This is a genomic window from Paraburkholderia diazotrophica, from assembly GCF_900108945.1.
GTDB lineage: Bacteria > Pseudomonadota > Gammaproteobacteria > Burkholderiales > Burkholderiaceae > Paraburkholderia > Paraburkholderia diazotrophica.
Genome location: NZ_FNYE01000011.1, coordinates 70,896 through 82,725, shown reverse-complemented (window position 1 = coordinate 82,725; position 11,830 = coordinate 70,896). Strand labels below are relative to the sequence as shown.

Here is an 11,830-nt window from a genome sequence, read left to right as displayed (position 1 = left end):
GAGGAATTGCAATGTCGAAGCTGGCGTGGTGGCAACGCGGCGTGATCTACCAGATCTATCCGCGCTCGTTTCAGGACAGCAACGGCGACGGCATCGGCGATCTGCGCGGCATCGACGCACGCCTGGACTACCTCGTTTCGCTGGGCGTCGATGCAGTCTGGATCTCGCCGATCTACCCGTCGCCCATGGCCGACTTCGGCTACGACGTCGCCGACTACTGCAACATCGACCCGATGTTCGGCACACTCACCGACTTCAAGCAATTGGTGGACCACGCACATCGGCTCGGGCTCAAGGTGCTGCTCGACTTCGTGCCGAATCACTCGTCGGACCGCCATCCGTGGTTCGAGGAAAGCCGCTCGTCACGCGACAATCCGAAGCGCGACTGGTACCTGTGGCGCGATCCCGCGCCCGATGGCGGCCCGCCGAACAACTGGCTGAGCCGCATGGGCGGCTCCGCGTGGGAGTGGGACGAGCATACGCGTCAGTACTACTACCACGCGTTCCTGCGCGAACAGCCCGACCTGAACTGGCGCAACCAGCAAGTGCGCCGCGCGATGAACGATGTGCTGCGTTTCTGGCTGGATCGGGGCGTTGACGGATTCCGCGTCGACGTGCTGTGGCTCCTGATCAAGGACGCGCAGTTTCGCGACAACCCGTTGAATCCCGCGTATGGGCCTGGTGCTCCCGACCATCATCGGCTATTGCAGACTTACACCGAGGATCAGCCGGAAGTGCATGAAATCGTGCGCTCGATGCGCGCGACGCTCAGTGAGTACGGCGAGCGCGTGCTGATCGGCGAGATCTACTTGCCTGTCCCGCAACTGGTGAAGTACTACGGCACGAACGGCGATGGCGCGGACATGCCGTTCAATTTCCAGTTGCTGAGCGCGGCCTGGAACGCGGGCGAGATCGCCCGCATGATCCGCGATTACGACAGCGCGTTGCCCGAGCACGCATGGCCCAACTGGGTGCTCGGCAATCACGACAATCCGCGCGTCGCGTCGCGCGTGGGCACGGCGCAGGCGCGCGTGGCCGCCGTGTTGCTGCTGACGCTGCGCGGCACGCCGACGCTTTACTACGGCGACGAAATCGGCATGACGGACGGCGCCATTGGGCCCGATGAGATTCAGGACCCGGCCGAGCGCCGGCAACCCGGCATCGGCCAGGGACGCGACCCCGAGCGAACGCCGATGCAATGGGATAGCTCTCTGCCGAATGCAGCCTTTACAAGTGGCAAGCCGTGGCTACCCATTGCCACGACCACGAGCGTGCGCGACCAGGACAGCGATGCGTCAAGCGTGTTGTCGCTCTATCGCCGCCTGTTGATCTTACGGCGCAACAACGCGGCGCTCGTGCAGGGCACGATCGAGCATGTCGCCGCAAACGGCGATGTGCTGACTTATGAACGGCGCTACCACGATCAACGGCTGTTCATCGCGCTGAACATGGGCGTCGAAGAGGCGACCGTGCAAACAGGCGCGGGCGTGGTGCTGCTATCGACGCTTGCGGACCGTGACGGTGAAGTGCTTGTCGAAGGTGCCAATCGGCTTGCGGCCGGCGAAGCGCTTATCGCGTCCTTCTGAGTTTCTATCGGCGTCCTGCCGCCAGCGCCTCCACTCACGCAGAATGTTGCGCCCGCAAACGCACTCTCGTCGCGCATAGCGCAAAACGCCATTAGCGCAAATACGAAGAACTCCGGTACATTCGATACGCTCGAGTAGACATTGCATTCCAACCATAAGGAGGAAACAAGTGAAGGCAAGACACACTCTCGCAGTCGTTTTTACATGCGCGGCGCTTGGCGCATTGCCCTTGCAACATGCGCGCGCCGACACCGCGCCCGAAGAAACGATCACTGTCGAAGGGCTGACGCATCCAACAGACATCCTGATCGACAAATGGGGCGTACCGCATATCTTCGCGGATAACGAGCACGACGCATTCTTCGTGCAGGGTTTCAACGCGGCGCGCGACCGCATGTTTCAGATCGACTTGTGGCGCCGTCGGGGCCTTGGACAATTGGCCGAAGTATTCGGCCCTGCGTATGTCGAGCAGGACAAGGCGACGCGGCTCTTTCTCTATCGCGGGGACATGTCGGCGGAATGGAAACGCTATGGTCCCGATGCGAAGCCCGTCGCGATGCGTTTCGCTGCGGGCGTGAATGCGTATATCGACTGGCTCGCCGCGCATCCGGACCGCTTGCCTTACGAGTTCCGCAAGGTCGGCTACTGGCCCGCGAAGTGGTCGGCCGATGACGTCGTGCGTATCCGCAGTCACGGTCTCACGCGCAATCTGACGAGCGAAGTGGCGCGCGCAAAGGTCGCGTGCAAGAGCTCGCTTGCCGCGGATTCGGTGCGCTTCGGTTTGCAGCCGCCGTGGCAGCCGCAGATGCCCGAAGGACTCGATCCGTGTCTGCCCGACGATGTGCTCAAGGTCTTCACGCTTGCCACGCAAAGCGTGCACGTGACCCGCGATTCGCTGAAAAGCGCGGACGCATCGACCACGATGATCGCCGCCGCCGACAATCCCGAAGAGGTGACGGAAGGCAGCAACAACTGGGTGATCGCGCCGGGCAAATCGGCGACGGGCCGCGCGATCATGGCCAACGATCCGCATCGCGCATACGCGGCGCCGAGCCTGCGCTACATTCAGCAGGTCAGCGCGCCGACGCTCGATATCATCGGCGGCGGCGAGCCGTCGGCGCCCGGTGTGTCGATCGGACACAACGGCACGATCGCGTTCGGTCTCACGATCTTCAACATCGATCAGGAGGACCTGTACGTCTACGAGCTGAATCCGGCGAACCCGCATGAGTATCGCTACAAAGGCCACTGGGAGCCGATGCGCATCGTGCACGAGATGATCGCTGTGCGCGGCGGCCCGCCCGTGAAGGTGGACTTGGCCTTCACGCGGCACGGCCCCGTGATCTATACCGAGAACGAGAAGCATCGCGCGTTTGCCGTGCGCACGGCATGGCTCGCACCCGGCATGTCGCCGTACTTCGATTCGATGCGCTACATGCGAGCGAAGAACTTCACGCAATTCAAGCGCGATCTTTCGACATGGGGCGCGCCGACCGTCAACCAGGTCTATGCGGACACGCATGGCGACATCGGCTGGGTGCCGAGCGGTCTCTCGCCAAGGCGCCCGAACTGGGATGGCCTGATGCCCGTGCCCGGCGACGGCCGCTACGAATGGGCGGGATTCTGGCCGCGCGACGACATGCCCTCCGCTTTCGATCCGCGCGACGGCTACTTCACGACGTCCAACGAGATGAACCTGCCCGCTGGCTATCCGTACAAGGAGCGCAAGCTCGGTTTCGAGTGGACCAACGGGTCGCGGCATCAGCGCATCGACGAAGTGCTGAAGGCGTTGACGAAGGTATCGATCGAGGACAGCGAGCGCTTGCAGAACGACGACGTATCGATTCCGGCGCGCCGGCTCGTCGCGCTGCTTACACCGCTTACGAGCGAGGACGCCGATACGCGCGCCGCGCTCTCGATGCTCAAGGGTTGGGATGCGCACATGCGGGCGGATTCCCCCCAGGCGGCGCTCGAAGAAGTGTGGCTGAGCCATCATCTCGGACGCGCGTTCAAGCAGGCCGTATTGCCGAAGGAAGCCGCCGATTCGTTCGGCGCGCCCGACACGGCCGTCATGCTCGACACGCTCGAACATCCCGAGACGCGCTTCGGCGATAACGCGCCGGCGAAACGCGATGCCGTGCTGCTCGCGAGCCTGCACGATGCGTATGGCGAAATGGTGCGTCTGCAAGGCGCGGATGCGGGCGCATGGCGATGGGGCAAGCTGCAGACCAACCTCAATGCGCATCCGTTCGCCGATCTCGTCGATAGCGACATGCGCGCGAAGCTCAACGTGGGGCCGATCGGCAAAGGCGGCAGCGCGTACACGCCGAACCAGTCGACGTATCGCGCGAACGATTTCCGGCAGACCAACGGACCGTCGTTTCGCGTGATCGTCGACGTGGGCAACTGGGACAACTCGCGTGCAGTGAACCTGCCTGGAGAGTCGGGTGATCCGGACAGCCCGCATTATCGCGACCTTGCGCAGATGTGGCTGAACGGGGAGTATTTCCCGTTGCTCTATACCCGCGCCTCCGTCGAAAAGGCGACGGAAAAGCGCATTCATCTCGTGCCCGGCACGCGGACGCAATGACACGTTAGCGCGCTAAATCAATCAGGCGGTTCGCGCGACCGGCTACTGATCGGCCGCGCGAAACCAGTCCCTCGCGCGCCACTAGATCTCTCCGCTAAAGCTTCGCCGACGGGCGACAACGCGGACACATCGCGGCCGCATCGGGCGTGACGGATTCCTGCAGCGAAACGTGCAGATCGACGCCCCCGCGACGCGGCACGTCCACCAGCCTGACTACGTCCGCGCGCCCCGCATTCGCGACGATCCGATAGCGCCCGGCGGGCAGCATCACATAGAGGAACGGACCGTCGGTGCGCGCGTCGAGAATGGCCTTGCCGTCCACAGTTGCAATTTTCACGTCGACATCCGCGAGGTAATTGCCTTTCCCCGATGTCAACATCAACCGCAGGCTGTAGCGAGGCGCAAGCGCAAGAAACGTCTTCGCCTCGTCTTCGCCGATTCCACCCGTCATGTACAGCACGCCGTTTCGGCTCACCGCCTCCGGCAACGATTGCGCCGACGCCGCCACGCTCGCGACGCCCAATGCAAAGGCGACGCACAGTCGAATCAGTATCGGATTAAGGAATTTCATATCGAGCTCAACCTTCAGATAACGCTGCGATGAGCGAGCAAGCGCGAGTACGGCATCCTCGCCTGGAAGAACGCCGATTGATCTGCCGCCCAATCGTCGCTGCGCGACAGCGCCACATCTCATTCGACAACGAGATCGTCCACTACGGCATGCACGCCGGGCGCGCTCCAGGCGGCTCCTCGCGCGACAGCGCGTTCCGCGTAAGAACCCACTCTGCCCGTCAACGTCACCATTCCATCCTTGACATGAATGCCGATGTGTTTGACTTCGCGTTCGGCATGCCGCTGCATGGCCTGCGCGATCTTTTCGCCGATGTCCTCGGACGCGATCTTGCCGCGCACTTCGATGCGATTAAGCACACCGCGCACGCCGCGCATATGGCTGACAGCGCGCGCGGCGACATGGCTCTGATACGCCCAATCCACCGTGCCCCTCAGCGTGATCCACCCTTTCTCCACCTGAACCTTCACCGAATCGTCCGGCAGGCCGACCGTCCAGTGCAGAATCGCGTGGACGGCGTTGGCGATTTCTTCATCGGTGCGCTCGTCTTTTTGCGGCAAGTGAACCTGCATTTCCACCACGACTGCCTTCACGCCCGCCACCCGATGCGCGGCCTTTTCTGCTGCGAGCTTTTCCGCAAAGCTCGGCGGATGCCCCGAAAGCGTGACGACGCGATCCGTTACCTCCACGCCGATGTCCGTCGACGTGACGGCCGGGTCCCAATCGAGTTCCGCTTCGATTTCGTTCTTCAACTCCCGGTCTGTTTTCATCGCGCATCTCCTCGAAGCAAATCGTCGCATGAACCACCATGAGAAGAGCTTCCGTCCGCGACAAGGTGGGGCGTCTGATGCAGATCAATCGCATGCGTGTTCGCGGCGTCGATCGATGCACGAATGCCTGAGTTCAATGCCGTCGTTGTGCTGACGCATCGGCTGCTGTATGGAGTTCTTTCTCTGCGACGTCGAACGCACAGCGAATGGCTTCCTCCGCGTTCTCGCCCGAGTAGTGCGCGATGGGTTTGAGATCGTGCGTGGGTGTGATGAGGTCGAGGCGAACATCGTATGTCGGCTTTCCCGATTGCGAGCGTATCGCTTCGATCGCCAGATGACAGTTCGATATAAGCGCACTATAGCGATCGAGCCTCACTAACTGTGCGGCGGCTTCCGATTCCAGCTGCTTCGTCCCGCAGAAGCCGAGATAGACAATCTGCATACCAATGCCCATCTTCGTCTCCGTTCGATATCGATGTTGGACGCGGCTTGCGAAACACGCAGGCCTTCATCGCATCATCGCGTGACGCGGACTGTCGTCGTTGACCTGGGTCAATCGGTGCAATCGCGTGCGTTCCTTCCCGGCGCGTATCGATTCCAAGTGGTGCTCTTCTGTGCAATGGGTCGTCACGTTGCGCTGACGCGCAACGAAAAGCGAAGAGCCGTTTTGGCTCGCAAGAGCAGAGAAAAGCACCCACATCGAATTCACGAGCGTGCGGCTGCTTGCGGCGTGCGCTTGCCGTTGCGGGCTTGCGGCATATAGAGGCGCACATCCTGCACGATGCACTTGCCACCCGAACCGTCGATTTCGAAGCATGAGGACAACAGCAACGCTTGGCATTACCCACACTCCTGCGATATTTTTCGACAACGGGCAGGCAATTCATGCGTCCCATGCCGACCGGGAGGGTGGATACAAATGAAGTTCACTCGTCGAAATTGTGCGGGCGTGCTATCCGGGCTGCTCGCGCTGCTTTGTGCCGACCCGACGGTCGTCGCGAAGCATGATCGCGTGTGGTGGCCGCCGCAATGGCAACTGGCTGCTGGGCGCGTCCGGGTTACGCCATCCAGTAAGAGCGTCCTGATCGAGCGCGTGAATTTTGTTCTGGACCAGGAGGCCCAGACTAAGGAAGAGGAAGCAAAAAAGAAACGCAAGGCCGAGCAGCAGCATCGTGCCGCAACGGCCAAGCCGAAGCCCGGTCCAAAGGCTGCTTCCGCCGCTGCAGCGTCGATCGTGCAGCCGACAGCGAGCCAACCACAGGCATCTTCCAGCTCGGCCGCCGCCACACGAACCGAGCATGGGGCGCAATCAACTGCGTCCGAGCCCACGCCCGCACAGGGCGGCGCATCCGCGGCACCTGCTGCGAAACTCGCGCCTGCGTCATCCGCTGCATCTTCTGCCGCCGTCGCGAGCGCAGCCGCGCCGGCATCGCCACATGGCGGGAATCCGGGTACATCGACAAATGCGGCTACAACAGCGGCACTGAACCCGGCCGAGCCGGGTAATGCGTCGCGCCAGGGCGCCAGCCAACTTTCGCGGCTGACCAGGGAGCAACTGATTCCGTTGATGCGGGGCGCCACCATACTGCGGACGAACACGTCGGGCGCGCTGAGACAGTGGGTCAATGGCCCCGACGGTACGCTGACGGTTTACTGGGCGGGCGGCGGTTTTCTTCAGTCACACAGCGCCAGCGGCAAGTGGAGCGTGACCGAGGACGGCCGCTTTTGTCTTCAGATCGATTGGCCCGACGTGCCCGAAAACTGGTGCCGCTTTATGGAACGGACAGCCAACGGCGCGTATCAACCCATCCCCGACTCCGCCGACGCGACCTGGACTCCGCCGAAGGATAAAACCGAGTGGAGACCCATGACCATTCGCCGCTAGCACAACGGGTGACGCAACCGCGATCCAACTGGACAGATATCGTTTTCGGTCTGCGTATTCAAAGCGACGCCAGCGAACTACGCGATGTATATAAAGCGGTATAGCGGATCGCCTTCATCCATTCAGAAGTACTCCCGTATCCGATGCCTGTCACTCACACCATCGAATAAGTGACACTCGCACGCATCTATTCGCCCCTCGCATTCAGCCATCGCATGGCGTCAAAGAACGACTAATAGGGCTTCATTTGCGACGCCCTCTCAAAGAGTACTCGCAATCCGACGCCTGATTTTCAGGGGCGAAAATATTCCGTAAGGACTCTGACGCTCAGCATTCATACGTCGATGCTTTAATGACTTCGCTTTCCTGTACCCCCACTGCCGCGTAGCTTCCCCCTCCGAACGGCGTCAGCGATGTGATGCGGATTTAATTCCCTCTGCGCCCGGGCGCCGCGGTCATTACCGCCAATACGAATCCAAACAGGAGCCTGATATGCAATGGCGTCAGATAGCACTTGGTTCGCTTACAGCAGCAGCATTCGCATCGACAGTAGCGTGGAGCGCCTCCGACGAGCATGACAAAAACCGGCCGGACGAAGTTCATACGGCTACGCCCATCAAGCATCTGGTCGTGATCTATGGCGAGAACGTTTCGTTCGATCACTACTTCGCGACCTATCCGCATGCGACCAACCCGTCTGGTGAGCCCGAATTCCGCGCGCTGCCCGGCACGCCTCAAGTGAACGGTCTCTCCGGCACCTTGCTCACGAACAACCCGAACTTCGCGAATACGGCCAATGGAACAGGCGCCGCCAATCCGTTCCGTCTCGACCGCACGCAAGCGTCCACTGCCGACCAGAATCACGCCTATACGGCCGAGCAGCAAGCGTACGACAACGGTGCTGCCGATCTCTTTCCGAAGTACACGGGTAAAGGTTCGAGCGGCGGTGCCGGCGCATTCGGCACGACGGGCCAGGTGATGGGCTATTTCGACGGCAACACGATCACGGCTCTGTGGAACTACGCGCAACGATTCGCGATGAGCGACAACGCCTATACGTCGACCTACGGACCGTCGACGCCGGGCGCGCTCGAAGTGGTGTCAGGCCAGACCAACGGCATGAAGGTCGTGCTGACGACGAAGCAGCCTTCCGCCTCAGGCTCGTACTATGTGAACGACGGGCAAGACGGATTCACGATGATCAATGACGTCGACCCGGCCTACGACAGCTGCTCCAGCACGACCGATACCGCGTTGATGACTGGCAAGAATATCGGCGACCTGCTGAACGCGCGCAACATCACGTGGGGCGGCTTCATGGGCGGCTTCAACCTCGCGACAGTCAACAGCAACGGCACGACGGGATGCAAGCGCAGCACGCTGTCGACGGTCGTCGGCTCCGCGACGGCCGACTATATTCCCCACCACAACTGGTTCCAGTACTACGCGTCGACGGCTAATCCGAAACACTTGCGCCCGAGTTCGATCCAGGCAATCGGCCACAGCATGCAGAAGGATAGCCACAGCGCGGACCCCGCCAATCACCAGTACGATACCGACGATTTCTTCAACGCGGTGAACGCAGGCAATTTCCCGGCAGTGAGCTTCCTCAAGGCCCCAGCGTTCCAGGACGGCCATGCTGGCTATTCCGATCCGCTCGACGAGCAGGCTTTCGTCACGAAGGTGGTCAACTTCCTGCAGCAGCAAAAGGACTGGAACGATACGGCCGTCATCGTGGCATGGGATGACTCCGACGGCTGGTACGACCACGCCTATGCGATGCCGACGAGTGCATCGTACGATTCCGTCGCCGACCAGTTGAACGGTGCTGGAATCTGCGGCACGGGCTCGGCGGACAATGGTGTGAAGGGCAAACCGGTGAACGGCCGCTGCGGTCCGGGCACGCGTATTCCGTTTGTCGTGATTTCGCCGTGGGCCAAGGAGAACTTCGTCGACCATACGCTGATCGATCAGTCGTCGGTTGCGCGCTTCATCGAAGATAACTGGCTCGATGGACAACGCATCGGCGGCGGATCGTTCGATGCGAAGGCGGGCAGCATCATGGGCATGTTCGACTTCAACCGCCGTGGCGACGGCCGCTATCAACGCAAGCTCTTCCTCGACCCGACGACGGGCGTGCAAGTCGAGCGGCCGCCGAAGATCTGATGCGCGAACTCAACTGACCATCGAAGCATGACGGGAGTGCGCCCTTCCCCGCTGCCAATGCAGCAGGGCGGGCGCACGCTTCCATTCAAATCGGGTGCTTTCTGACGTCAGGCTGTCACCGCATAACGCTCGGCCATCTGCTCGAGCGGAACAGGCTTGATCCGGGGCGCCTGCCCTGCGCAGCCGAACGCTTCGAAGCGCGCGGCGCACATGCCGCGCGCAGCCTTTCTCGCGGCCGCGAATGCCTTGCGCGGATCGAATTCCGACGGCTGCTCCGCAAAGACCTGCCGCATCGCCCCCGTCATCGCGAGGCGGATGTCGGTGTCGATGTTGACCTTGCGCACGCCGCTGCGAATCCCGCGCTGAATCTCTTCGACGGGCACACCGTACGTCTCCTTGATCTCGCCGCCGAACTTGCGGATGATCGCCAGCCATTCCTGCGGCACCGAAGACGATCCGTGCATCACCAGATGCGTGTCCGGAATCTGCGCATGAATCTGCGCGATGCGGTCGATCGCGAGAATGTCGCCGCTCGGCTTGCGGGTGAACTTGTACGCGCCATGGGACGTGCCGATCGCAATCGCCAGCGCATCGACACCCGTGCGCTCGACGAAATCGCGCGCCTGTGCGGGGTCCGTCAGCAGCATGTCGTGCGACAGCTTGCCCTGCGCGCCGACGCCGTCTTCCTCGCCGGCATCGCCCGTCTCGAGCGAACCGAGACAGCCAAGCTCGCCTTCGACGGACACGCCGACGGCATGCGCCATCTCGCACACGGTGCGCGTGACGCGCACGTTGTACTCGTAGCTAGAAGGCGTTTTCATGTCCTCTTCCAGCGAGCCGTCCATCATCACACTCGAAAAGCCCGAACGGATCGACATCTGACACACGGACGGACTCCCGCCGTGATCCTGATGCAGCACGACGGGGATGTCGGGATGCGATTCCGTCGCGGCGAGCACCATGTGACGCAGATAAGGCTCGCCCGCATACTTTCGCGCGCCGGCGGAAGCCTGCAGGATCACGGGGCTTTGCGTGTCTTCGGCGGCCTCCATGATCGCCTGGATCTGTTCGAGGTTGTTGACGTTGAAAGCGGGGACGCCGTAGCCGTGCTCGGCGGCATGGTCAAGCAGTTGGCGCAGCGAGATGAGTGCCATGACAAGTCTCCTGATGATGACGCGATTGCTTGCGAGACCGTCGAGTGCAACCGCGTGCTCGACGGCGAATCGTTCGGCAACGGCGCGTCATGGCGCCGCCTTCATCCACGCGACCGTGGTGTCCAGCATGCGGTTGCTGAAGCCCCACTCGTTGTCGTACCAGCTCAGCACCTTGACGAGCGTGCCGCCTGTCACGCGCGTCTGCGTCGCGTCGAAGATCGATGAGCGCGCGTCGTGATTGAAATCGACGGAGACCAGCGGCGCGTCGTTGTAGCCGACGATGCCTTTGAGCTCGCCTTGCGCGGCCTCCTTGACGATCGCGTTGACTTCGTCGGCGTTCGTCGGACGCATCGACGTGAAGGTCAGATCGACGACCGACACGTTGATCGTCGGCACGCGAATCGCGAAGCCGTCGAGCCGCCCGTTCAGTTCGGGAATCACGAGACCGACAGCGGCGGCCGCGCCCGTCTTCGTCGGAATCATCGACTGCGTGGCGGCGCGTGCGCGGCGCAGGTCCGTGTGATACACGTCCGTCAGCACCTGATCGTTCGTGTACGAATGAATCGTCGTCATCAAGCCGTGCTCGATGCCGATCGCCGCATGCAACGGCCTGACGAGGGGCGCGAGGCAATTGGTCGTGCACGACGCGTTCGAAATGACGGTGAACGACTGTCTGAGCAGTCCGTCGTTGACGCCGTAGACGATCGTCGCGTCCACATCCTTGCCGCCCGGCGCGGAAATCATCACCTTGCGCGCGCCCGCTGCAAGATGGGCAGAAGCCTTTTCCTTGCTCGTGAAGAGACCCGTGCATTCGAGCACGACATCGACGGCAAGCGCGCGCCACGGCAGTTCCGCCGGATTGCGCACGGACAGCACCTTGATACGGTCGCCGTTCACGACCAACGCATCTTCTTCCACGTCGACCGTGCCGACAAACGGACCATGAACGGTGTCGAAGCGCGTCAGATGCGCGTTGATCCGCGCGTCGCCGAGATCGTTGATCGCGACAATGCGGATTTCGTCCGTCCGCTTCGATTCGTACAGCGCACGCAGGATGTTGCGGCCGATACGGCCATAACCGTTGATCGCCACGTTGATGGGCATGTCG

The 11,830-nt window shown here is 62.0% G+C and carries 9 protein-coding genes; 4 read left to right on the top strand and 5 right to left on the bottom strand.

The window, feature by feature from the left end:
• Positions 1 to 11 precede the first annotated feature (11 nt).
• A complete protein-coding gene (locus BMW76_RS16110; RefSeq protein ID WP_090866686.1) occupies positions 12 to 1,586 on the top strand; it encodes an alpha-amylase family glycosyl hydrolase in 1,575 nt (524 codons plus the stop codon).
• Between the two features lie 169 nt (positions 1,587 to 1,755).
• The gene (locus tag BMW76_RS16105) at positions 1,756 to 4,176 is read left to right on the top strand and encodes a penicillin acylase family protein (RefSeq protein ID WP_090866684.1); all 2,421 of its coding nucleotides are present in this window, start codon (positions 1,756 to 1,758) and stop codon (positions 4,174 to 4,176) included.
• Between the two features lie 94 nt (positions 4,177 to 4,270).
• Here BMW76_RS16105 and BMW76_RS16100 read toward each other — a convergent pair whose 3' ends face one another.
• From BMW76_RS16100 to BMW76_RS16090, 3 genes are all read right to left on the bottom strand, one after another.
• Positions 4,271 to 4,747, bottom strand: a complete 477-nt coding sequence (locus tag BMW76_RS16100) for a hypothetical protein (protein ID WP_090866930.1) — start codon at positions 4,745 to 4,747, stop codon at positions 4,271 to 4,273.
• A 119-nt stretch (positions 4,748 to 4,866) separates the two neighbouring features.
• Positions 4,867 to 5,517: a BON domain-containing protein gene (locus BMW76_RS16095; protein WP_090866682.1), complete on the bottom strand. Its 651-nt coding sequence runs from the start codon at positions 5,515 to 5,517 to the stop codon at positions 4,867 to 4,869.
• Positions 5,518 to 5,650: 133 nt separating this feature from the next.
• Positions 5,651 to 5,971 carry an HPF/RaiA family ribosome-associated protein gene (locus tag BMW76_RS16090; RefSeq protein ID WP_090866680.1) on the bottom strand — a complete coding sequence of 107 codons (321 nt, stop codon included), beginning with the start codon at positions 5,969 to 5,971 and terminating at the stop codon, positions 5,651 to 5,653.
• A 465-nt stretch (positions 5,972 to 6,436) separates the two neighbouring features.
• Here BMW76_RS16090 and BMW76_RS40360 point away from each other — a divergent pair, with 465 nt between their 5' ends.
• Both BMW76_RS40360 and BMW76_RS16075 read left to right on the top strand, forming a co-directional pair.
• Positions 6,437 to 7,402, top strand: a complete 966-nt coding sequence (locus tag BMW76_RS40360; RefSeq protein WP_143062273.1) for a hypothetical protein — start codon at positions 6,437 to 6,439, stop codon at positions 7,400 to 7,402.
• 492 nt (positions 7,403 to 7,894) lie between these two features.
• Positions 7,895 to 9,568, top strand: a complete 1,674-nt coding sequence (locus tag BMW76_RS16075) for a phospholipase C (RefSeq protein ID WP_090866673.1) — start codon at positions 7,895 to 7,897, stop codon at positions 9,566 to 9,568.
• Between the two features lie 107 nt (positions 9,569 to 9,675).
• On the opposite strand, the gene fba is transcribed toward BMW76_RS16075, so the two are convergent.
• Complete coding sequence (gene fba / locus BMW76_RS16070) at positions 9,676 to 10,722, bottom strand: class II fructose-bisphosphate aldolase (protein WP_090866671.1); 1,047 nt, start codon at positions 10,720 to 10,722, stop codon at positions 9,676 to 9,678.
• An 87-nt stretch (positions 10,723 to 10,809) separates the two neighbouring features.
• Positions 10,810 to 11,826 carry a type I glyceraldehyde-3-phosphate dehydrogenase gene (gene gap / locus BMW76_RS16065; protein WP_090866669.1) on the bottom strand — a complete coding sequence of 339 codons (1,017 nt, stop codon included), beginning with the start codon at positions 11,824 to 11,826 and terminating at the stop codon, positions 10,810 to 10,812.
• Positions 11,827 to 11,830: the final 4 nt, after the last annotated feature.